15 protein-coding genes and 1 riboswitch are annotated in these 23,486 nt (G+C 55.1%); of the genes, 13 read left to right on the forward strand and 2 right to left on the reverse strand.

The window, feature by feature from the left end:
- Nucleotides 1-66 precede the first annotated feature (66 nt).
- From RKA07_RS03030 to RKA07_RS03080, 11 genes are all read left to right on the forward strand, one after another.
- Nucleotides 67-7,851, forward strand: coding sequence for a putative Ig domain-containing protein (locus tag RKA07_RS03030; RefSeq protein ID WP_310965518.1), 7,785 nt, complete (start codon nt 67-69; stop codon nt 7,849-7,851).
- A gap of 8 nt (nt 7,852-7,859) precedes the next feature.
- Complete coding sequence (locus tag RKA07_RS03035) at nt 7,860-8,261, forward strand: hypothetical protein (RefSeq protein ID WP_310965519.1); 402 nt, start codon at nt 7,860-7,862, stop codon at nt 8,259-8,261.
- A gap of 54 nt (nt 8,262-8,315) precedes the next feature.
- Complete coding sequence (locus RKA07_RS03040; protein WP_310965520.1) at nt 8,316-9,494, forward strand: hypothetical protein; 1,179 nt, start codon at nt 8,316-8,318, stop codon at nt 9,492-9,494.
- 46 nt (nt 9,495-9,540) lie between these two features.
- Nucleotides 9,541-9,849, forward strand: a complete 309-nt coding sequence (locus RKA07_RS03045; protein WP_310965521.1) for a hypothetical protein — start codon at nt 9,541-9,543, stop codon at nt 9,847-9,849.
- A gap of 3 nt (nt 9,850-9,852) precedes the next feature.
- Nucleotides 9,853-10,467, forward strand: a complete 615-nt coding sequence (locus tag RKA07_RS03050; protein WP_310965522.1) for a hypothetical protein — start codon at nt 9,853-9,855, stop codon at nt 10,465-10,467.
- 53 nt (nt 10,468-10,520) lie between these two features.
- Nucleotides 10,521-11,888 carry an amidase gene (locus RKA07_RS03055; protein ID WP_310965523.1) on the forward strand — a complete coding sequence of 456 codons (1,368 nt, stop codon included), beginning with the start codon at nt 10,521-10,523 and terminating at the stop codon, nt 11,886-11,888.
- Entirely contained in the window at nt 11,885-12,598 is a 714-nt protein-coding gene (locus RKA07_RS03060) for a 5-oxoprolinase subunit B family protein (protein ID WP_310965524.1), read from the forward strand. The genes RKA07_RS03055 and RKA07_RS03060 overlap by 4 nt, the downstream gene beginning before the upstream one ends.
- Nucleotides 12,595-13,572, forward strand: a complete 978-nt coding sequence (locus RKA07_RS03065; protein ID WP_310965525.1) for a 5-oxoprolinase subunit C family protein — start codon at nt 12,595-12,597, stop codon at nt 13,570-13,572. The genes RKA07_RS03060 and RKA07_RS03065 overlap by 4 nt, the downstream gene beginning before the upstream one ends.
- Before the next feature lie 47 nt (nt 13,573-13,619).
- Nucleotides 13,620-14,627: a CobW family GTP-binding protein gene (locus tag RKA07_RS03070; RefSeq protein WP_310965526.1), complete on the forward strand. Its 1,008-nt coding sequence runs from the start codon at nt 13,620-13,622 to the stop codon at nt 14,625-14,627.
- A 106-nt stretch (nt 14,628-14,733) separates the two neighbouring features.
- Nucleotides 14,734-16,239: a sodium/proton antiporter NhaB gene (nhaB, locus tag RKA07_RS03075; RefSeq protein ID WP_200205275.1), complete on the forward strand. Its 1,506-nt coding sequence runs from the start codon at nt 14,734-14,736 to the stop codon at nt 16,237-16,239.
- Nucleotides 16,240-16,331: 92 nt separating this feature from the next.
- The gene (locus RKA07_RS03080) at nt 16,332-17,165 is read left to right on the forward strand and encodes a substrate-binding periplasmic protein (RefSeq protein WP_227714879.1); all 834 of its coding nucleotides are present in this window, start codon (nt 16,332-16,334) and stop codon (nt 17,163-17,165) included.
- 9 nt (nt 17,166-17,174) lie between these two features.
- On the opposite strand, the gene RKA07_RS03085 is transcribed toward RKA07_RS03080, so the two are convergent.
- Complete coding sequence (locus RKA07_RS03085; RefSeq protein ID WP_310965550.1) at nt 17,175-17,807, reverse strand: DUF3047 domain-containing protein; 633 nt, start codon at nt 17,805-17,807, stop codon at nt 17,175-17,177.
- 186 nt (nt 17,808-17,993) lie between these two features.
- Nucleotides 17,994-18,189: riboswitch (cobalamin riboswitch) on the forward strand.
- Between the two features lie 156 nt (nt 18,190-18,345).
- Here RKA07_RS03085 and RKA07_RS03090 point away from each other — a divergent pair.
- Nucleotides 18,346-21,114, forward strand: a complete 2,769-nt coding sequence (locus RKA07_RS03090) for a ribonucleoside-diphosphate reductase subunit alpha (RefSeq protein ID WP_310965527.1) — start codon at nt 18,346-18,348, stop codon at nt 21,112-21,114.
- A 28-nt stretch (nt 21,115-21,142) separates the two neighbouring features.
- The gene (locus RKA07_RS03095) at nt 21,143-22,201 is read left to right on the forward strand and encodes a ribonucleotide-diphosphate reductase subunit beta (protein ID WP_310965528.1); all 1,059 of its coding nucleotides are present in this window, start codon (nt 21,143-21,145) and stop codon (nt 22,199-22,201) included.
- A gap of 24 nt (nt 22,202-22,225) precedes the next feature.
- On the opposite strand, the gene RKA07_RS03100 is transcribed toward RKA07_RS03095, so the two are convergent.
- On the reverse strand, nt 22,226-23,185 hold the full coding sequence (locus RKA07_RS03100) for an integron integrase (protein WP_200205279.1): 960 nt from the start codon (nt 23,183-23,185) through the stop codon (nt 22,226-22,228).
- Between the last annotated feature and the right edge of the window lie 301 nt (nt 23,186-23,486).

The raw sequence follows: 23,486 nt of genomic DNA on the forward strand, positions 1-23,486 counted from the left end.
AATGCAATCCGCCGGGTGACGCCTTTGCGCCTGGCTGGCATTCGCCTGATGACAAGGACGTTAATAATGCTCACCCTGACTTCTTTCCGATCGTTTGCTGTATTTGCAATGTTGCTGGCAGCTCCTATGGGCTTGCTACATGCCGCATTGCTATCACCTGATGCCATAAACGTCTCTATCGCGCAGGGGCAAAGTGTTACGGTGCAGCGCTCTATCACACTAAGTGAATCCGGGCCTGCCGCTAACCGTGTGGATGTGGTTTTCCTGGCTGACAACACGGGCAGTATGGGGGGAGCCGTTAAAGCCGTTAAGGATAACGCACGGGCAATTCTGGATGCGATTGCAGGAGGGGACCAACGATTCGAAGGGGTAGACGTTGCCTTTGGGGTTGGGCGATATCTGGGTGATCCTCGAGAATTCGGGTCTGCTGGTAATGCGGCCGACCGTGCTTATCAGCTTCTCCAGCCGGTTACTGAAAACAAAGACGATGTTCAGGCAGCGATCAATCAGTGGTACGCCCGGGGTGGCGGAGACGCTGCAGAAGCGAATTTCTTTGCTCTCCATCAGGTAGCAACGTCGGGTGGCATCACCGATGGTGAGGGCTCTACCGACCGAGGTTATTCAACAGGCGCTGACACCGGATGGCGTGATGGTGCAGCGAAGATCATAGTGTGGTTTGGGGATGTCCATTCCCACACATCTACCGTCAGCGCGGAGGAGGTCATATCCGCTCTTGAGGTGAACGGAGTGTCTGTCGCCGCGGTGAACACCCGTGGTTCGGGACAGGGAATCGATTCGAGCAACCAGGCAACTGATATTGTCACCGCAACGGGTGGTGTGCTGGTCAATGGCGTTCAGAGCCATGCGGCCATGGTTGATGCCATTCTCAGTTCAGTCGGCACCGTGACCTCTCGCGTTAATCTTGAGCTGCAGGCTCGTGGTGATACATCCGGCATTGCGGTTTCTTACGAATGCGCTTCAGCTGAAGGTTGTGAGGATGTTCCGTCAGGGGAATCCCGTCTGTTCAATATGACGGTGACCGGGCATGTGCTGGGTGCCTACGATTTTGAAACTTACGCACCGAGGCTTTCAGGTGTGTCGGGCAGTGATCGCGTCACCGTCCGGGAGTGCGTCAGCGATGTTCGCACTCGGGCGAAGACCGGTCGTGTTCAGGTCATGTGGTCGGATACCGGCGCCCATCATTACTCTGTCCAGCGTTCGGATGCTGCCGATGGTCCTTTCGAAGAACTGGTGACGACCACCAGCCGCTATTCAACCTATCTTGATACCGGTGTGCAGAACAACAACACCTACTACTACCGCATTGCCGAAATGGATGCTGCTGGCGCCGCTGTCTGTGAGTCTGGCGTGGTATCGGCAGTTCCTCGGCACATGCGTGATCGTCCCGAGCCAGTGAACCATGCTCCTGTCATTTCCAGTACCCCGTCTGAAAGTGCTACACAGGGCGTAGGCTATATTTATCAGATCCTGGCCTCGGATCCGGATGGAGATGCACTGAGTTATCACCTCGATTCTGCGCCTGTGGGTGTGCAGATTGATAGCAATACAGGTCTCGTGGAATGGACGCCTGGTCGCGATGATGTGGGCAATCAACAAATCGTCATCGGCGTAGAAGACCCACTGGGCCTGAGGGCCACGCAGCTGTGGACTGTCCAGGTAACAAAAGTCAATGAAGCTCCCAGGATCACCTCTTCGCCCGTGGGTTTTGCCCGTGTTGGCCAAGCGTATGAGTACGCCGTAAAAGCAGCTGATCCGGATCCGACCGATACGCTGATTTATGTTCTTGGTACCGCCCCTGCAGGAATGCTCATTGATTCGGCGACGGGCGTTATAAGCTGGACACCGGCAGACAGTCAGGCCGGCCAGAATCCTGTGTCTGTAACTGTGGAAGATCCTTCAGGACTATCAGACGAACAGTCGTTCAGCATTGAAGTTACTGCCGTTAATCGTGCTCCAACAATCATCTCGACACCGATCGCTAATGCAGCCACCGGGGTTGAATACAACTACCTGATTGAAGCTCATGATCCTGATGCCGGTGATTCGCTCAGCTATGCGCTGATTAGTGGTCCGTCGGGCATGTCAGTTGATGCGAATAGCGGCCAGTTAAGCTGGACACCGACATCGGGTCAAATTGGCGTAAGCGCAGTTGAAGTCAAGGTGGAAGACGCCGCTGGCCAGTCAGATACGCAGACCTTCCAGGTTGAGGTTGTTGTTAGCGGGAACCCGCCCATTATCGATTCAGTGCCCGTGACGACTGCATTTGCGGGAGAGCTCTATCAATACTCCGTAATCGCTTCCGATCCGGACGGTGATGCGCTTGTTTATCGTTTGAGTGAAGCACCAGCTGGCATGTCGGTTTCAGAAAGCGGCACGGTAAGTTGGGCTCCATCAACGGCTCAGGTTGGCTCCCACCCGGTTACTGTTGTTGTAGAAGACGACAGAGGTGCGTGGGTTTCGCAGGCATTTGATCTGGTTGTGACGGAAAAGAACACGGCTCCTGTGATTACGTCTGCTCCTGCACCAGGTGTGGAGCTTGGTAGCACCTATGCCTATCAGGTGATTGCCAGCGATGATGATGGCGATGCTCTGACCTACAGCCTGCCTCAGGCGCCTGCTGGTATGGTCATAGTGGCAGATTCTGGTGTCGTTTCATGGGTGCCTTCCCCCTCTCAGCTTGGCAATCATTCGGTCAGGGTGCTTGTTAGCGACGGCAAGGGTGGCAGTGCCAGCCAGAGCTTTACGGTTGTTGTCACAGAGCGGCCCAATGTTGCGCCTCTCATCACCAGTGCAGCACCGACATCGGTCGTGGTTGGCGAAACTTACAGCTATCAGTTGATGGCAACGGATGCTGATGGTGATGCCGTCACGTTTGGGACTGTCAGCATGCCGGCCGGGATGACAGTAGATACGTCCGGTTTGGTAGCTTGGTCGCCCGCGTCTGCGCAGGTTGGAATTCAGAACGTAAGATTTTTTGCCGACGACGGTAAGGAGCGCTCCTACCAGAATGTCGCTATTGAAGTTGTTGAAGCCATACAGCCGTTGCAGGTTGAGCTGACCGCCTCCCCTCAAACGGTAGATGAAGGCGATATCGTATCCATTCTGACGATAGTCACCGGCGGTAAAGGTGAGCGCACAATAAACTTGAATGTTGATGGTACCCCTCTGCCTGTCAATGGCAGCGGAGAAGCAATGTGGACCGCCGTCGGCACGGGCGTAAAGATTATTACCGCCACGGTGAGTGACACTGAAACCTCAGTAACAACCACCGCAACAGTGACTGTGCGGGATCCCGGCGATACGGCCAGTCCTGTGGTAACACTGGAGGGGCCAACTGACGGCACCGTTGTCACTGCACCCACGGAAATCATTGCCACCATCACTGACGACAACCTTGCCGGTTATGAAGTGCTTGTTGCGCCATCCGGTACCGACCAGTGGCAGGTGATTGCCAAGGGCGATGCCAACCAGAATTCGGCCGCCGTTGCGACTTTTGATCCCACGATGCTGACCAATGGCCAGTACGACCTGGCCATCATTGCGATCGATGTTAATAACCTCTCAGCTTCTGACATGATGTCTCTTCAGGTTGAGGGCGATCTTAAGGTTGGTAACTTCAGCATAACCTTGCAGGATCTGGAGGTTCCGCTGGCAGGCATCCCCATTCAGGTGACCCGGACTTATGATAGTCGCAGGCGCCATGAAGCACTGGATTTCGGCCACGGCTGGAGCGTGGGCTATCAGGACATAAAAGTAGAAGAATCCAGGGTTCCGGGTCGCTACTGGACACTGAACGAGTACCGAAGTGGCCCCATGGGAATGCTAACCGATTTCTGTATCGAGCCCTTGGGTGCGCCAGTGATTACCATCACGCTGCCTGGCGGTGATGTGGAGAAATTCGAGACCTCAGCGTCGCCTTCCTGCAATACCTTAACCGTTATTCGGGATGTGACTCTCAAGTTCACGCCGGTTGGTGACACTCGGTCGACCCTTCGAGCTTTGAACGACAATAATGCCTACTTCATGGGCGACAGCCTGGTGGAAAATGGCTACTACTCGAATCCTGTGGATCCGAGCCGGTATGAACTGACCACAGAGGCCGGCTACAAGTATACCCTCGACCAGACGTTCGGCATCGAGAAGGTGACGGACCCCAACGGCAATACGCTGACCTACACCCAAAATGGAATCTTCCATTCAAGCGGAAAGTCCGTCGTTTTCGAACGGGATAGTGAGGGTCGTATCACCGCCATTGTGAAGCCAGGTGGAGAGCGGCTGGTCTATAGCTATGACGGCGAAAACAACCTCGTCGCCAGTGCCGATGCCATGGGTAACGCGACCCAATACACCTACAATCGCAGCCATGGCCTGCTGGACATTATTGACCCCATGGGCCGGCGCATGGTCCGCAACATCTTTGATGAAAGCGGCCGCCTGATTGCCCAGGAAGACAACGAAGGCAATCGCACCGAGTTCAACCATGATGTAGAAGGCCGGCAGTCCAGCGTCACCGACCGCAATGGCTACACCACCTTCTACTACTACGACGAGCACGGTAACGTTACTACCCAGGTGGATGCCGCCGGGAACACCTGGAACTACGCATACGATGCTCAGGGTAACCAGATCAGCCAGGTGGATCCCATGGGTAACACCACCCATGCGAATTTTGATGCGCGCAATAATCAGCTTAGCGCAACGGATGAACTGGGGAATACGGTCGCGTTTACGTATAACAGCCGAGGCCAGGAACTGACCATTCAGGATGCTCGTGGGAACCTGTTCCGGAATACCTACGACACCGTAGGCAACCTGCTGAGTGTTACCGATCCTGAAGGCAATATTGCCGGCAATAATATTAATGCCAAGGGGCTCGTGACCCGCAGTACTGATCTGAACGGCAACGCCACCAATTACACCTACGACAGTGATGGCAACAAGCTGACGGAAACAGATCCGCTGGGTAACACCACGCGTTATACCTACGACGCTAACGGCAACGTGCTGACCGAAACACGCTCTCGGACTGTCGGTGGCGCTACCGTTGATGATGTAACTTCTTACGTATACAACGCCAATGGTCAGGTAACTGAGACGGTTTACCCTGATGGTAGTACGACCGCTACCGAGTACGACCTGGCCGGAAATGAAACGGCGACGGTTGATGGCCGTGGAAACCGGACCGAATACCGGTACGACGCCTATGGCCGATTGGTCGAGACGTTACACCCTGACGGCTCCATTGAAACCAAAGCCTATGACGGGGAAGGAAACCTGGTGTCGCAAACCGACGCCTTGGGCCGGACCACCACCTATGCTTACGATGCCCTGAATCGGGTTGTCCGCACAGTCTATCCGGATGGTAGCCATACCAGTACCGACTATGACGCCGTCGGCCGGGTAATCCGGGAAACTGACGGCCTGGGCAAGGTTACTCAGTACGAGTACGACGCAGCCGGGCGCAGGACCGCGGTAATCAATGCTCTCGGTAACCGACACAGCTTCAGCTACGATGCCGATGGCAACCTGGCGAGCGAAACGGATGCCCGTGGCCACACCACAACGTATGCCTATAACACTCTGGATCAACGTATCAGGACGCGCTTCCATGATGGCACGGAGTTGCTTTCCAACTACGACGCTATGGGCCGGCTGCTATCGGAGACAGACCAGAGGGGCCGCAAAACGGAATATCAGTATGATGCGCTTGGCCGCCTTACCAAGGTAACCGATGCCACGGGTGGAGAAACCGCGTACACCTACGATGCGGCCGGTAATAAGCTCACCCAGACGGATGCTGAAGGCCGGACAACCCGCTGGACCTACGACAGTGAGGGGCGCGAACTGAGCCGGACGCTGCCAATGGCTCAAACGGAAACCTCTGTCTATGACATCGGAGGCAACCGCGTAAGTCATACTGACTTTAACGGTGACACCACCAGCTATTCCTACGATTCACGCAGTCGCCTGGTCAGAATCCGCTATGCCAGTGGAGATGAGGAAAGTTACACCTACGATGCAGTAGGCAACCGGCTGACGGCTACTTCAACGGAAGGCACCACCCAGTACATTTACGACAACATGGGACGCCTGACGGAAGAAACCCAGCCTGGTGGTTCGGTAATACAGTACCAGTACGACAACGCCGGTAACCGGACGAGAGTGACAGTTCTGGCGGGCGGTGATTCGGTCACAACCAACTACACCTACGATGTTCTTAATCGGCTGCAAACAGTAACCGACAGTGAGGGCACGACTACCTATACCTACGATGCTGCGGGTAACCGCAAGTCGGTCACTTATCCAAATGGAAACGAAACCGCCTACGACTATAACGCACTTAATCGCCTGACGGTGCTGACCACCACCAACGCCCTGAATCAGGTATTGGCAGACTACCGCTATACGCTGGATGCAACCGGGCGGCGGACCAGCGTTGAGGAACGCCACAATGGGCGGATGGCTCTCTACAGTTATGACCAACTGTACCGGCTGACCAGGGAACTGGTGACAGACCCAATCAATGGCAATTACAGTGCCGAATACCAGCATGACAAGGTTGGAAACCGGACCTACAGCATCATTGATGGTGTGCACACCAGCTACACCTACGATGACAACGATCGCCTGACGGCCCAGGGTGCTGTCCAGTTCACCTACGATGCCAATGGCAACACGTTGACCGAAACGGATGCAGGTGTGGTGACCAGGTACCGCTACGACGGCGCCAACCGCCTGACCGAAGCACAGACGCCGGGCGCGACAGTCACTTTCGGCTACAACGCCGATGGCATCCGTACCCGCAAATCGAACGGCGGCCAAACCACTCGATATGTCGTGGACAGCAACCGCGATTACGCACAGGTACTGGCAGAAGTCGCCAATGGAAGCTCGGAGGTCAGCTACACATACGGCGACGACCTCATCTCCCAGACTCGTGGAGGTATCACCTCGTACTATCTGTACGACGGCCACGGCTCTACCCGCGCACTGGCAGACGAAACCGGCTCTTTAACAGACGGCTACCATTACGATGCGTTCGGGGTGTTGGCGAACAGCCAGGGCTCGACCGAGAACAGCTACCTCTATACTGGTGAGCAGTACGATGCCTCTCTGGACCAGTACTATCTGCGGGCAAGGTACTACGCTCAGGACCAAGGGCGGTTTACGCAGATGGATACGTGGATGGGGGGTAATCATGACCCGATTACGTTGCATAAGTATCTTTATGCTAACGCAGACCCTATCACCTATAGCGACCCGACTGGTAAGTGGGGTTTAGGATCTCTCTCAGTTGCCCAGACTATTAGTTCCACCTTGGCTACCGCTAGCTTCATTGGTGCTGGCTTTGAGCTGTATGGTTATGCTAGTGGGGCTAAGGAAGCAACGGCTCAGAACGTGGGTTGGACAGCAATTATTTTGTTGTCGGGTCCCGTCGCAGGTAAGGCCTTAAAAGGTGTAGCGGCGATCAGGGCAGGAAAAGCACTGGAAGCTGCCGCAAAGTCCGGTAGTCTTGGGAAGCTACTCCTAAGCTCGGGTAGAACGAGTGAGGTTGCTCTTCGGAGGTTTATACCAGGAGGGTCAAAGAATTCATTTCATCCAAGTGCGACCATTAAATCTGGATACAAATATCAGTTTAAAATAGGTGAAACAAAAATAGAGTTTAAATGGCACGCGCCTGATTTGGCAGCGGCCAAAAAGTTTCCTGGTTCAAATTCAGGAAGCATGTGGACTGCCCAGATAAAGGTCGGCAGAAAACTTCTTGGTACCGATGGTAAGCTCCATTCTCGACCAAGTAACGAGACGCATATACCGATAGATATATTCTAGGGGAGGCCGTGGATTTGGATGAATATGAAGCGCTGCCAGATTCTCTAAATTCTGATGAGATCGGCTCATTGTTCATGCATTTGATAAACGAAGATGCAGGCCAATATACACAAGACACGATAGAGAACATGCATGTGCTCTGTGATAAGCAGTGGCACACTTATGAGCTTCCATCGGTGGGGATCAGGAAGGCCACAAGCCATTGGGTGCACGCGTACCTCGATACCGCATCGCCTGATCCGGAACTCGCAGCAAAGATTGTCTACTGCTTTGGCCTTAATAGGCAGATACTGGCGCAGATAATCGAATGTTATGGCGACTACGTTGATTTGAGCGAGTACGAGGAAGACTTGGAGCACGCGGATGGGGATTTTATCGATCCATACTGGACGCTAAGAAAAGGTGAGTAGCAGTAAGCTGTTTAACAACCTACTTTTTACCCTCCCGATCGGAGGTAAGAAACGATGAGCCTTGTACTTCCAAATGATAAAGACCTTGGCTACAAAGTTCCCGCAGCACTGGCCAAAAAGCTCGAAAGGAAGTTCTCGCTAACGAGTGAAGCGTGTCTGGATAATGCTGTGTGCCTGGCCAACTACCTGTTTGCTTTGGGTGAAGTAGATCAGGCACGTGAGCTTCTCGAAAGCTTTGTTTTTAATGTGCGGTCTGTTGAAGAGCGCAGAGACCTTTGGGGTTCAGTGGGCCATGGGCTGATTTTGCTGGCTCACATTTACCGGGCAAGCGAGCCCGATAAAGCATCCCGTATTATTGCGGCGTTGGATGAGGACGATTTTTATACGTCCGCCATGACCAGGTACGAGATCTTTCAGAGCGATTTTGAGAGCCATCAGAATATTATGGACTACGCTTTTACCGAGACTCCCAAGTATAAATGCGAAGTCATCGGGCAGGAGGCGTTAAACTTTCTCTACTTCCACGAAATGATCCCGGTTACCCGGGAACCCCTACCCGCTGACTTCGCAGATACCTTGCGAGGCCTTATTGATGATTGCTATCACCATCTACGAGAAGCTCTGGCTGAATCCCGGGTGAAGGGGCGTAAGCAGTCGGGAGCGAAAGCCTCGGCTCTGTCAGAGGCAAAGCAACATGCGGATGCGACGGTGTTATTCTCCGGTCAATTAAGCATCAACTATGGACAGTTTTATTTGGATGAGGTCACTCCACAAAACGAAGGCGACTACCTGTCAGTTGAGCGGGCCTTCAGCGGTCAGGCTAATGGGCTATGTGGTGGAGCCCAGAAAGGAAAGCTCTTTCTGGTGGCAGGCCCGCAGACCGGAGCCATCTTGATCGATGTGCTCCTGCATTCGTCAAAACCTCCAGTGGCTGAGACGTTTGAAGACGCCGTCGAGTGCAGCATGCAGGTACCGGAAAACCAAACAGGCCTGTGTTCATGGGCTCACGAAGAAACCTATGCCCTGGACCTCCCACCCGGAAATTATCGGGTGCGCTACAGCATTTCCGGAATGGATCGAGATTACGCCGAAGATGATGAAGATGTGGATGTGCCAATATCCGGCCAGCGATACTTGCTGCAATTCTGGCCAGCCTCCGCGGCTAAAGACCAAATTTTAAAGGTAGGTAGCGAAACAGCTGCCTATTGGCACGGTACGCTAGAAACCGAGTGAGCGCCTGAACCAAGGGGTGCAGGCTGATCTCGACGCTGAGGTTCTTATGAGTGTTGTCATTACAATAACCCAAGTTGACTGCCGTAAAGCCGATATCGTGGAGACAGTGGTTTTAAGTCTCGAGGCGCCGAACGAAGGAGAGCGGTTTGAGGTTACCAAAGATAATTTGATTATCTTTGGCGGAGTATACGAATTTCAGCTTTCGGTATCCTGCGTGAATATGGCGATGAGTTTCTCACTGATAAACGAAAGCTATGTTGTGCTCCGGTACGGCGGTGTAGTTACCGGAAATGCACACTTTGATGTTTCGCTTGGCGCTGGTCAGTTGGTTGAAGTGCTGTTGGAAGTGAATTAGAAAATGAGTATATGTATTCCCGATGATCTCGCCGGGCCGAAGACGGTTACAAGTCTTGCCGGATCGTTGCAAAAGCGCTTTGACCTGGCTCGATCCGGGGATCTTGAAAAGGCGATTGAATTGGCGTGCTGCCTTCAGGTACTAACGGCCCGGGCTAACTTTGTGCGTTACATGGACAGCTTTATTTACGATATTCCATATAAGAGCAACAGCTACGCATGGGGGCACAAATGTGACGGTTTGGCGCTATTGGCCTACGATGCAGACTCCCACAGCGACGATACTCTGCGCGCAAAGGCTCTAGCCATTATAACCAGCGAGAATTTTGATGAGAATGACCTGGATTGGCTGCTGGAAAATGCGCGGGGTGAGTTAGATGCTGACAAAGAAGAGCGTGAAGGTGCCGAGCTGTTAGCGCAAGCGGGAGAGGTGCTGGACCTCACTGTTAAGGAAAAGCAGCAGGGTCATTATTCGAGAATAGTGCTCTTTGCGTACTATCACCAGCTACTGAAGGCCTTCATGCCGGATCTGGCTGTGAAGGAAGTTGAAGGGCTAGCTGTTTTGATTGAGCGCGAAAGGTGGAGCCTCAGGGAAATGTTGAGCGAAAGCAGGAACTGAAAAGGCTTCTATACTTTCCCGTACTAATTCTATTGCGTGATCACGGTAAAGATATGAAACAGCAGCCCGGCCAGCCCCCCATAGTACTCACAGAGGCAAGCTTGTCATCTCTGCTGGCCGCATTGCAGCATAACAAATTCAGTGCCAGCCAACTTCTTGAAACCTGCCTCAGTAATATCGATCAGTTCGATGACCCTGCCAATCAGGTGTACACCGGCCGCTTTGATCGCACTGCCAGAGCTGAAGCCGCCGCTATTGATACACTGCAACAGGGCAGAGTGCCAATGGGAGAGCTTGCCGGGCTGCCCATTGCGCTAAAAGTGCTGTTCGATGTGGCTGGAGAGGTAACTCACTCGGGCTCAAAATGGTGGAGCCAGAAAGCACAAAGCGATGCGCTTATTGTCTCACGCCTGCGTAGGGCTGGAGCGGTTATTACCGGCCACACCAACATGACCGAGTTCGCCTACTCCGGGCTTGGGCTAAACCCCCATTACGGTACTCCCGCCAACCCTCTGGCACCGGGCCGGATATCCGGTGGCTCATCCTCCGGAGCTGCGGCCGCTGTCGCTTATGGAATGGCCGCTGCCGCAATCGGCAGCGACACTGGCGGGTCGGTGCGCATACCTGCGGCTTTTTGCGGTTTGGTCGGCTTCAAACCTACCCAAAAACACATACCTCGCGATGGCGTATTCCCCTTGTCCCAAAGCCTGGATTCCATAGGCCCCATTGCTCGCACAGTTGAGTGCTGCGCGCGCCTGGATGCCGTTATGGCAGGTGAGTCTTGGCAAAAGAACAACCCGGTTGATCTTCGTGGTCGTCGATTCGTCGTGCCTGCTAACTACATGCTGGATGACGTCTCACCGGCTGTTGCCGCTGCCTTTGCCGGTAGCCTCCGCAAGCTGCGCGAAAGCGGTGCCCAGGTTGTGGAAGCACAGGTTCCGGTGCTGGATGAATTGCCGGAAATGATGGCGAGTGGTGGGCTTGCAGCAGCCGAAAGCTATCACGTTCACCGGCACTGGCTACAGCAACGTGGAGACGAATACGACCCGCGAGTGCGGGAGCGCATGCTGCGGGGCGCGGGCATCAGTGCTGCGGATTATCTTGATCTGCTGCAGCGCCGGGTGGCTCTGAAAAAGCAGGCAGACCAATGGCTCAGTGCCTATGACGGGCTTCTTGCACCCACCGTGGTAATTGAGCCGCCCCTGCTTACGGAGCTTGAGAGTGACGCGGAATACCTGCGCCTGAACCTGCTGGTACTGCGCAACCCCACCGTCGCGAACCTTCTCGACTTGTGTGCTATCACATTGCCGAACCACCAACCCGGGGATCTGCCCAGCGGCCTGATGTTGGTAGGCCGGCATGGCTCAGACAGCACTGTGCTCGGTGTCGCACAAGCGATGGAACAGGTTCTGAAGCAGTGAGCCAGAAACCGGTGCTCGAATCCGCCGGGCTGGACGGCTGGATTGTCCGGTTGTTTGAAACGATTGACGAGGGCAACTTGCCTTGGCTGTCTGCATTGTCGAAAAGGTGCGAGCAAGTCTTTGGCGATACACTGATTGATCTGGTGCCTTCCTACACCACGCTTCTCGTTGTTTTTGACCCGATTACTTTATCGTCTTCAGAGGCCCGGGCCATGATCTGCCAGATTTTGGTGGATCTTGAGCCGGATAGCGGCGTTCAAGAGGGGCAGGTACACGAACTTCCCACCTGGTACGACATCAGCGTAGGCCCGGACTTGCCAAGGGTGGCGGATCACACCGGCATGGCGGTTACCGATGTGATCGAAGCCCACAGCCAACGCACTTATCGGGTGTTTGCTCTGGGTTTTGCACCGGGCTTTGCTTTCAAAGGATTAATCGACCCTCGCCTTGAATGCCCACGGCTTGATACGCCCCGCAAGCGAGTGCCGGCTGGAAGTGTGGCGCTGGCGGGTCGGCAAACTGCAGCCTACCCGACAGTAACTCCCGGAGGCTGGAACTTGCTGGGGCGAACCAGTGCCCGGTTGTTCGATCGGCAGCGTGAAGGGTTCAGCCTTCTGCGGGTTGGCGATCAGGTGCGCTTTGTTTCCGTCAGCCGCGAAACCTTTGAGCGTGAAGGTGGGAGCAGCAAACCTGTGGAGCTGGAATCGTGAGCTACCGGGAGAAGCCGCAGCCAAGCATACGGGTGCTGCGCGCCGGCCCTCTGGCGCTATTGCAGGACAGCGGAAGGTTTGGGGTGCGCCATCTGGGGGTAACTCAGGGCGGCCCGGCCGATCTTTACTCTTGGGCCTGGGCCAATCACCTGACTGGCAACTCTTGGGGTACTGCCAATCTGGAAATAACCTTCGGCGGTTTGCTGCTAGTGGCCGAAAGAGACCTGAACATCGCTATTGCCGGTGCTGATCTGGGGGCAACCCTCAACAATGAGCCTGTTCCTTTGTGGCAACGAGTTCGCTGGAAAGAAGGTGAGGTTCTGGCCTTTGCCAGGCCGATGAGTGGGCTACGTGCTTATCTGGCGGTTTGCGGCGGCTTTGTCGCAGAGCCGGTTCTGGGCAGTGTCGCCAGCGTTGTCCGGGAAGAGCTGGGTGGGTTTAGCGGAAAGGGCTGCAAGCTGGAGGAAGGGGATCTGTTATCTGTTCACGCTGGCGGAAAGAATAGTGGCCCAGGCTCGATGCAGGCACCTAAGGAGGCCCACCCTGATTTCAGTCAGCCTGCTGTGCTGGATCTGCTGCCGGGGGCGCAAATTGCTCATTTCGCCGGCCGCAGTCTGTTCGACGCGTTCAACACCTGGTGGCAGGTGGATGATCGAGCCGATCGTATGGGCGTTCGCCTGATCGGCCCCAAGCTTTACTGCAACATTCGTAGTCTGGTGTCTGAGGGGATCAACCTGGGCGGCGTGCAGGTGCCGCCGGATGGCCAGCCTATCGTGCTGCTGAACGATCGCCAGACCATTGGCGGTTACCCCCGATTAGGTTCGCTATCGCCGCTGTCAGCCTCCCGGCTGGCCCAGTGTTTACCGAAGCAGCGCGTGCGGCTGGTTGCCAGTGGGCACGAGGCTGCGCTTAGGGAGCTCAGATTGTTCCGGAGACAGTTCGAGTGTGTGCGTGACAATAATGTTATGTTATAACATGCTCGCATAAACACAGTATTTGGACGATGACAAAGAATCAATCCATGGCACACAACTCGAAACCCATTCCCACGCACCTGGTACTTGGCTTTCTCGGTGCTGGTAAAACCACGGCAATCCTCAACCTGCTGAAGCAGAAGCCGGAAGGCGAGCGCTGGGCGGTGCTGGTGAATGAATTTGGAGAGGTCGGTATCGACGGGGCCTTTCTGTCGAACCATGGCGTGGCGGTGAAAGAAGTGCCTGGTGGCTGTATGTGCTGCGTTTCCGGGTTGCCTATGCAGATAGGGCTCAACAGTTTGATCAGCTTCGCGCGCCCAGATCGGTTGTTTATCGAGCCAACCGGGCTGGGCCACCCGGCACAGGTGATCAAAACGCTGACCGGAGAGTTTTACAAGGATGTGGTACACCTTTCGACGTCTGTTTGCTTGGTCGACCCGCGCCGGCTGGAAGACGAGCGTGTGCTTGCCAGTCAGCAATTCCACGACCAGGTTGCAGTGGCGGATCTGTTGGTGGCGAGCAAAGCAGATCTGTGCACGGATGAGCAGTTAGCGCGGTTCGACTCCTGGGCGAGCGACTGGCATCCGGCAAAGCGGCGCATCGGACAGATCAGTGGCGGGCAGCTTCCCCTCGAATGGCTAGCAGGGGATTCCGATCGACTACCCGCGCATTTTCCTGAAAGCCACCACCATCACCATGGTAAAGCCCTGGCGGAGAAACCCTCACTGGAGGATGAACCCTGGCAGTCCTATTTCAACAAAGGCGACGGTTTTACCAGCATGGGTTGGCGCGTTCACAAAGACCGGGTGTTCGATCAGATAGCGCTACAAAGCCTCGCCAGTAGTGGAGGGTTCGAGCGCTTCAAAGGGGTGGTGCATACCAACAGAGGCTGGTGGATGTTCAATGCCGTTGAGGGCGTACTGACACTGCTGGAAACGGAGCCCGCTGATGAGTCTCGGGTTGAAATTATCAGCCGCGCGCTGGAGCAAAATGATCTGGATCACGAACTTCGCAGTGCGTTGGTAGTACGGACATCTGCCAGTACTAAAGGATAGGGCTATACTGTATGTTTGTCGCATTAACCGGCGCAGGAATGTCAAGGAAGATAATGGCATGGCGCCATATACTGTTATCGCTCGTTAACTCAAAAGAACCTCCGCAATGCCCACAACCGTTTTTTCCGCATTTTCCAGTAACTTTCTTGGCAAGGCTCCCGTCTGGTACAAGCAGATTATCCTGCTGTTTTTGATCGTTAACCCGATCGTTATGTACCTGTTGGGGCCGGTTACAGCGGGCTGGTTGCTCATTGCCGAGTTTATTTTCACCCTCGCCATGGCGCTGAAATGTTATCCCCTATTGCCGGGCGGTTTGCTGGCAATAGAGGCGCTTCTGATCGGCCTCACCACGGCAGATGCGGTGTATCTGGAAGTACTGACCAACTTCCCGGTTATCCTGCTGCTGATGTTCATGGTGGCTGGCATTTATTTCATGCAGGACCTGCTACTGGTCGCGTTCACCCAGATACTGGTAGGGGTGCGATCGAAATCTGCCCTCTCACTTATGTTCTGCATGGCTGCGGCGGTGCTGTCTGCTTTTCTGGACGCCCTCACAGTGACTGCGGTTATCATCAGCGTTACTGTTGGCTTTTACTCGGTTTACCACAAGGTGGCCTCGGGTAAGGGCTATCAGAGTAGCGATCATAATTCAGACAGCGATGACGAGGTTATTGAACTGCACCGGGATGATCTCGAAAACTTCCGGGCGTTTCTGCGCAGCCTGTTGATGCACGGCGCTATAGGTACCGCTCTGGGCGGCGTTGCAACCATGGTGGGTGAGCCCCAGAATCTGTTGATCGCCAAGGTAGTGGGCTGGGACTTCATCGGGTTTTTCCTGCACATGGCGCCAGTCAGCATTCCCGTGTTGGTCGCCGGGTTGGTAACCTGCTGGGTGCTGGAGAAAATGCGTTGGTTTGGCTACGGTGGTCGGCTTCCCAAATCGGTTCGGCGGGTGCTGGAAGAGTTTGCAGATAACGAGCGCGCCAAGCGTACCAAGGCAGATCAGGCAGCGCTTTGGGTGCAGGCGGCTGCAGCGCTGATTCTGGTGGTGGGCCTGGCCTTGCACCTGGCCGAAGTGGGTTTGATTGGCCTGCTCGTTATCATACTGATTACTTCGTTTACCGGAGTAACCAGCGAGCACCAGATAGGAAAGGCCTTCCAGGAGTCGCTGCCGTTTACGTCCCTGCTAGTTGTGTTCTTTGCGGTTGTAGCGGTGATTCATGAGCAGCATCTGTTCAAGCCTGTGATCGACTACGTGCTGTCACTTCCGGAAGGGCAGCAGCCAGGTATGTTCTTTATTGCCAACGGCCTGCTATCCATGATCAGCGATAATGTGTTTGTGGCCACTGTGTATATCAGTGAAATCAAACAGGCACTGGATGCTGGTAGTATCAGTTATGAGCATTTTCAAAGCCTTGCCGTTGCTATTAACACCGGCACCAACCTGCCAAGCGTGGCAACACCGAATGGCCAGGCCGCCTTCCTGTTTTTGCTGACGTCTGCCATTGCGCCTCTGGTTCGTCTATCCTATGGGCGAATGGTCGTAATGGCCTTCCCCTATACTATGGTGATGGGTGGTGTTGGCCTGTATATGGTGATGTTCCATATCTGATGCCTTTCCACAGGGCTCTGCTAATCTCATCTCAGGTAGTTTGAAAAGTCCGCATACCTTCAATATGTCGGCACATTCAACGAATCGTTACTATGCGCAGACTCTGGAATCGATATTTAGCCCCGGCGCAGTTCCGGGGCTTGGCAGCCCGAATAGTGATGGTGGTTGCAGTACTGGCGGCTGTTGCCCTAACAAGGCCTGCCCTGGCTGATACTGCCGGGAACAAAGTGCGCATTGCGTACACCGAATTCCCCCCCGCTGAATACCAGAATGAACAGGGCGAACCGGCCGGTTTCTTTGTTGACCTAACCCGAAAAGTTGTCGAGGAAGCCGGTTACCAAGCCGAGTTCATTTACCTGCCTGTGAGCCGGGTTTATTTGTACTTGAAAAGCGGCACGGTTGACGTGTTTCCCGGCCTTTCCGGTGTGCCAGTTCTCAAGTACGACATACTTGAAAGTTGGGCAAATGTTTATCCGACTCAGCTTAATGCCTGGCACCTGGAAGATTCAGAGCCACTGACACATTTTGATCAGCTGGAAGGGAAAACAGTCATTGTGATCGGGGGGTACACTTATGGTGGCCTGCTGACATGGCTTGAGAATTCAGATCGTATTCGGCTTACGGAAGCCCCCAACACCCGTGCGGCACTCGAGATGCTCAAACTAAAACGCGGTGACTATGTACTGGACTACCGCGAAACGGTTGGGGATATGCTGACCCGGCCATCAGACAGCAAGATTCGTGGTTCGGAAGTGCGATCACGCTATTCGGCTTGGCTGTATTCCCTTGCAAGCCCTCGAGCGGCAGTACTCAGGGAAGAGCTTGACGATGCCTACCTGAGGCTTGTCAGCCGGGGTGAGGCCCCGCCGGTGCGAGCGTTCGAGGCAGGCTTTGTTATCCCCGGGTTCCCTCAGGCACATCGTTAAAACCGCTTTCTAATCCTTTTTCGCTTTGCTCAGAGAGATATCGCCATACCAGGCGCTTGCCTGCTCACCGGTATTGTCTGAATCCGACATGATCGCGATGCCCCGGATTGGCGGCGGGTTTTCCCCGAAGGCCTGGCGATAGTCCGCCACGATATCCCGCTCTATGGCTACCCACTCCCCGACATTTCCGCTGCCAGAGTTAACGGCAATCATCACGGTTTTGTCGGTGTAGGGATTGGCAATAAACTCGCCTTCCGGCAGGGTGTTTGCCCAAATGTAGTTCAGGGCATTGCCCGGCAGTTTCTCACCAAACAACACCTCCACTGTTTTGCGCTTGGCCCGCTCGAAAAAGCCCGCTTTCTCCGGCTCGAACTCGAAGGCGATGTAGATCCGGGCAGGGTAGTCATCACCAGCTTTGTTCCGGGCATCGCCCTTTTTAAATACATTCGACACCTTCCAGCGCCAGGCCAGTATCGGTGAGCTTTCTGGCTCTATATCCAGCCGGGTTATCAGGCCGGAAGCACCGCCGGAGGTTTCGGCTTTAACCACCCTGGAGCCGTTCTCTGAAATCAGTTCGTAGTGGGAGAGCTGCGTTATGTTGGGGAATTCAAGCGGTTCCCAGCCATCATCCAGCGATGCCATTCCGGAAAATGCCGGGAGCACTGGCTCCTGTGCTGACAGGTGAGAAGAGGCCAGGGCGAGTGCAGCTAGGAGCAGCCAAATAGTGGGGTGCGATGAGGTGCGCATTGGATAGTCTCGAGTTGTTGTGTGTTTGTAGGAGACCGAAGGATTCAAAGAAAGTGCCTTGTTCATCTTGGCTATCCTGTATATAGTGCCCAAATCCTTGGTTTGATACCAGATATGGTATCGGGAATCCGGTGAGAATCCGGAACTGACGCGCAGCGGTATTGGGGAACGAGCGTGGCACAAAGACACTGGCGCAAGCCGGGAAGTCGCCACGCAAGGCAGAGCCGAAAGGTTCACGCCCCTGAGTCCGAAGACCTGCCAGGGAATACACACTGTACCTTCGCGACTCAGGCGCCTGCATTTGGCCCTACAAGGTGAGCAGCAACAAACAAGGCATGATTACAGCCGCTGTATAGCGATTACAGGCTGATGCTGACGTTTGTCCTGCGTACGCGAAGGTTACGGAATTAACGCGTATTCAGGAGAAAACCGCATGTCTGCGACCGCTCTGGCCGAGCCTCGGCCCTCATCGCCATCCGCCACAGAAGCCTTGCAGGTAATCAAACGCAACGGCAATCTGGTCAGCTTTACCCCATCGAAAATCAGCGTAGCCGTTACCAAGGCCTTTCTTGCCGTTGAAGGCGACCAAGCCGCTGGCTCTGCGCGTATAAACGACGCTGTTCACCGGGTAACCGAGCAAGTTGTGCAGGCCATCAGCCGTCGCCTGAAAGCCGGTGGCCGGGTACACATTGAAGACATACAAGACCAGGTAGAACTGGCCCTGATGCGCGCGGAAGAGCAGAAAGTTGCCCGCGCCTACGTACTCTACCGCGAAGAACACGCCCGCGAACGCGCCCTGCACGAACCGGTAGAAGCCCACCCAACCCTTACCGTAAAACTCGCTGATGGCCGCACCGCACCGCTGGATCTGGGCTTGATGAAGCAGCAGGTTGAAAAGGCTGCATTAGGCCTGGAAGGCATAGAAGCCGAATCCCTGGTGGACGAAGCCATCCGCAACCTCTACAACGGTATCGACGAAGCCGAAGTACTGAGCGCCTTGATAATGACCGCCCGCGGCCGCATCGAACGTGAGCCAGACTACAGTGCTGTCACCGCCCGCCTGCTCCTGGAACAACTGCGCCTTGAAAGCGTCACCGCTCTGAACCTCGACACCAGCCTGAGCCTCGCCGACGTTTATCCACAGGCTCTGAGCGCTTTTATTCACGCAGGCATTCGCTACGAGCTGCTGGATGAAGCCATGGCCGCATTCGATCTGGAACAGCTGGGTGCCGCGATCAAGCCCGAGCGCGACCAGAAGTTTGGTTTCCTCGGCTTGCAAACCCTCTACGACCGTTACTTCCTGCACTGGAAAGGCGACCGCTTGGAGCTGCCCCAAGTATTCTTCATGCGTGTGGCCATGGGCTTAGCGCTGCGTGAAGACGACCCCAACAGCCGTGCCATCGAGTTCTATAATCTGCTGTCTTCGTTCGACTACATGGCCTCTACGCCCACACTGTTCAACAGCGGCACCCGCCACTCCCAGCTGTCGTCCTGCTACCTCACCACCGTGGGCGACGACCTTGAAGACATATACGGCGCCATTCGTGACAACGCCATGCTCTCCAAGTGGGCTGGCGGGCTGGGCAACGACTGGACACCAGTGCGCGCACTGGGCTCCCGCATCAAAGGCACCAATGGCCAAAGCCAAGGCGTCGTGCCGTTTTTGAAAGTGGTGAACGACACTGCCGTAGCCGTAAACCAGGGCGGCAAGCGCAAAGGCGCGGTGTGTGCCTATCTGGAAAGCTGGCACCTGGATATTGAAGAGTTTCTGGAACTGCGCAAAAACACCGGTGACGAACGCCGCCGCACCCATGATATGAACACCGCCAACTGGGTGCCGGACTTGCTGATCGAACGCATGCGCCAAGACCGCGACTGGACTCTGTTCAGCCCCAGCGACGTGCCAGACCTGCACGACCTATACGGCAACGAATTCCGCGAGCGTTACGAGCATTACGAAGCGCTGGCCGCAGAAGGCAAAATCGAGCTGTTCAAAACTATCCCGGCCAAACAGCTGTGGCGCAAAATGCTGACCGTACTGTTTGAAACCGGCCACCCGTGGATCACCTTCAAAGACCCCTGCAACCTGCGTTCGCCGCAGCAGCATAAGGGCGTGGTACACAGCTCCAATCTGTGTACCGAAATCACCCTGAACACCAGCGCCGATGAAATTGCCGTGTGCAACCTGGGCTCGGTCAACTTGGCCGCCCACATCGCCAATGGCGAGCTGGATGTGCAGCGCCTGGAGCGCACCGTGAATACCGCCGTGCGCATGCTCGATAACGTTATCGACATCAACTTCTACGCTGTGCCACAAGCCCGTAACTCCAACCTGAAGCACCGCCCCGTGGGCCTGGGCCTGATGGGCTTCCAGGACGCGCTCTATGCTCTGGGCCTGCCCTACACCAGCCCGCAGGCGGTGGAGTTTGCCGATGTGGCCATGGAACAACTGAGCTACTTCGCTATCCGCGCATCGGCGCAGCTGGCGGCCGAGCGGGGCGCTTATGAAAGCTACGAAGGTTCCCTATGGAGCCAGGGCATACTGCCCATCGATTCCATCGAACTGCTAAAAGCCGCGCGCCTTGAGGGCGATCTGAGCGTAAACACTGAAAGCCGTCTGGACTGGGGCCCCGTCCGTGAGCTGATCACCCAACACGGCATGCGCAACAGCAACGTGATGGCCATTGCGCCCACGGCTACCATCTCCAACATCGTAGGCGTGTCCCAATCCATCGAGCCGGCGTACCAGAACCTGTTTGTGAAATCGAACCTCTCCGGCGAATTCACCGTAGTGAACCCATCTCTCGTGCGCGACCTCAAGGCCGTAGGCCTGTGGGACAACGTGATGGTGAACGACCTTAAATACTACGACGGCAGCGTGCAGCAAATTGATCGCATACCTACCGAACTGAAGTCCCGCTATGCCACTGCGTTTGAAATCGACGCTCGCTGGCTGGTGGAAGCCGCTTCCCGCCGCCAAAAATGGCTGGATCAGGCCCAGAGCCTGAACCTCTACATGGCACAGCCCAGCGGTAAAAAGCTGGACGAGTTGTACCAGCTGGCGTGGGAGCGTGGCCTGAAAACCACCTACTACCTGCGCTCGCTAGGAGCCACCGGCGTGAACGAACAAGCCGCCCCGGTTGCCGCACCACAGCCACAAGTGTGCAGCATCGACGAACCCGACTGCGAAGCCTGTCAGTAACCACTTACTTATTCAGAGAGGCACAACCATGCTGAATTGGGACGATGAAACCAAACCACAAAACCAGCCCGCTGCGCACAATAGCGTGGCCCCGGTGAACGTAGACGACAAACGCGTGATCAACGGCGAAACCGACGTAAACCAGTTGGCCCCCTTCAAGTACCCCTGGGCCTGGGAGTTCTTCATGAACGCCAACAAAAACCACTGGACCCCGCTGGACGTGAACATGGCGCAAGACGTTCACGACTACCACCACCGCCTGAACCCGGCGGAAAAGCACGTGTTCGAAAACGTGCTGGCCTACCTGACCACCTCCGACATACTGGCCATGCGCAACATCGGCCTGGCCGTGATGGAAAAAATGACCGCGCCGGAACTGCAAATTTACCAGGCGCGCCAGGTTTACGAAGAGGCCCTGCACACCTGGACCTACCAGCACTGCATTGAAACCCTGAACCTGGACCAGAGCGAAATCTACAACCGCTACCGCGTAGTGCCGCAGATTAACGCCAAAATCCAGATGGCCAACCGCCGGCTGGATGCCGCCATGCGTTCCGACCTGAACCTGCGAAATAAGGACGACTTGCAGGAATTCATCATGTCGTACCTGTTTTTCGCGGCCGTGTTTGAAGGCTGCTGGTTCTACAACGGCTTCAGCCCCATCTTCGCCCTGCAACGCCGAGGCCTGATGCGCGGCACCGGCGAGCAGTTCCAGTACATACTGCGCGACGAAGCCATGCACTTCGCCTTTGGCCTGAAAGTGGTCAACCAGATACTGGAAGAAGAAAACATCAGTTTCGACCCCAAAGCCGTACGCGAGATGTGGGAAGAATCCGAAGCCGCCGAGCGCGACTACGCCAACTACATCCTGCGCGACCCAATCCTGGGCTACTCCGCGGAATACCACACCGAACAATTCCGCTTTGTTGCCAACCGAAGAGCCCGCACTGCAGGGCTGGAAGAGCCGTTCCCGGGGGCGAAAAACGTATCGCCCTGGCTGGATGAGCAAGCCACCATGCGCAAAGAAAAGAACTTCTTTGAAACGCGGGTGATTGAGTACCAGACAGGGGCTCAGTTGGAGTGGTGAGTACTCACAAACGCTGAACGGCGCTCACCCCAACGGACTGCGAACCCCCGCAAAACCTTGCCCTAAAACGTGGGTATAGATTTGGGTGGTTCGTAGGTCTGCGTGGCCGAGTAGATCTTGTACTGTGCGGATATCGTTACCACGTTTTAGAAGTTCGGTGGCGAAGGTGTGGCGGAAGGTATGGCAACTGGCAGGTTTATGGATACCGACAGCCTTTGCCGCACCGCGCACAGAGCGTTGTACGGATGAAATATGGCGATGGTGTCGGGATACATTGCCTAGATTGTCTGTACACAAAACCGGAGAGGAAAAGAGCCACTGCCACGCTAACGAACGGCTTGCTCCGGGATACTTGCGAGCGAGCGCGAAGGGCATACTGACCGGGTGCAGAAACTCCTCACTGCGCTGCTGCCAAGCTTTTCGGATGCTCTCAACATGGTTCTGAAGCGGCTCAATCAGCGTGGCAGGTAATAAGGTGGTTCTATCTTTGGCACCTTTTCCGTCGCGCACGGTGATTACCTGCTGTTGAAAATCCAGATCCTTGATGCGCAGACGACAGGCCTCGGTTACCCGCAAACCAGAGCCATACATGAGGGATGCTATCAGCTTATCAGGTTCACTGAGATGGTTGATGATGCGCATCGCTTCATCGTGCGTGAGCACCACGGGCAACTTACGAGGCTTCTTTGCCCGGACTACATCTCCAATCTCGCCGAGTGGAGTCCCGAATACCTTGTCGTACAAAAACACCAAAGAGTTCAGCGCCTGTGCCTGCGTGGCTGCAGCAACATTGCGATGTACGGCAAGCCAGGTCAAAAACTCATTAACCTCCGGCGGGCCCATATCTCGTGGGTGTTTCATTTGGTGGAAACGAATGAAGTAGCGAATCCAGTACCAATAGGTTTTCTCGGTACGAATACTGTAATGATTGACGCGAATCACCGCGCGAACCTGATCGCGTAAACGAGGCTGCTTTCCTTGCATTGTGGGCTCCCTGTCACAGGACTGTATATTTAGACAGTATTATTGGTGGCGCAGATCACAGAAGTCAAATGATTACGTAGTAGGCTTCTAAAAACTGAGCTAAGCTTTTGTTTTACGTGTTTTTGATCGGTGTACTGGGGTTCGAAAAATCCGTAATAACGAAGCAGTCAAATTTTCGCAATCACTGAGACATCGATCCAATTGCTGTTAAGCGTTGAATATGAAACGAGATCGGCTCACGTTTGAAGGCGCATGCAATCGAGAATGCGGGTTGAGGTTCGTGAATTGTGGCGGACCAACG

It is taken from the genome of Marinobacter xiaoshiensis (assembly GCF_031631795.1).
GTDB lineage: Bacteria > Pseudomonadota > Gammaproteobacteria > Pseudomonadales > Oleiphilaceae > Marinobacter > Marinobacter xiaoshiensis.

What these genes read in the sequence shown, in the direction of transcription:
- RKA07_RS03030 (WP_310965518.1), top strand. Translation starts at nt 67, where the DNA reads ATGCTCACCCTGACTTCTTTCCGATCGTTTGCTGTATTTGCAATGTTG.
- RKA07_RS03040 (WP_310965520.1), top strand. Translation starts at nt 8,316, where the DNA reads ATGAGCCTTGTACTTCCAAATGATAAAGACCTTGGCTACAAAGTTCCC.
- RKA07_RS03045 (WP_310965521.1), top strand. Translation starts at nt 9,541, where the DNA reads ATGAGTGTTGTCATTACAATAACCCAAGTTGACTGCCGTAAAGCCGAT.
- RKA07_RS03050 (WP_310965522.1), top strand. Translation starts at nt 9,853, where the DNA reads ATGAGTATATGTATTCCCGATGATCTCGCCGGGCCGAAGACGGTTACA.
- RKA07_RS03055 (WP_310965523.1), top strand. Translation starts at nt 10,521, where the DNA reads ATGAAACAGCAGCCCGGCCAGCCCCCCATAGTACTCACAGAGGCAAGC.
- RKA07_RS03070 (WP_310965526.1), top strand. Translation starts at nt 13,620, where the DNA reads ATGGCACACAACTCGAAACCCATTCCCACGCACCTGGTACTTGGCTTT.
- nhaB (WP_200205275.1), top strand. Translation starts at nt 14,734, where the DNA reads ATGCCCACAACCGTTTTTTCCGCATTTTCCAGTAACTTTCTTGGCAAG.
- RKA07_RS03080 (WP_227714879.1), top strand. Translation starts at nt 16,332, where the DNA reads ATGCGCAGACTCTGGAATCGATATTTAGCCCCGGCGCAGTTCCGGGGC.
- RKA07_RS03085 (WP_310965550.1), bottom strand. Translation starts at nt 17,807, where the DNA reads ATGGCATCGCTGGATGATGGCTGGGAACCGCTTGAATTCCCCAACATA.
- RKA07_RS03090 (WP_310965527.1), top strand. Translation starts at nt 18,346, where the DNA reads ATGTCTGCGACCGCTCTGGCCGAGCCTCGGCCCTCATCGCCATCCGCC.
- RKA07_RS03095 (WP_310965528.1), top strand. Translation starts at nt 21,143, where the DNA reads ATGCTGAATTGGGACGATGAAACCAAACCACAAAACCAGCCCGCTGCG.
- RKA07_RS03100 (WP_200205279.1), bottom strand. Translation starts at nt 23,185, where the DNA reads ATGCAAGGAAAGCAGCCTCGTTTACGCGATCAGGTTCGCGCGGTGATT.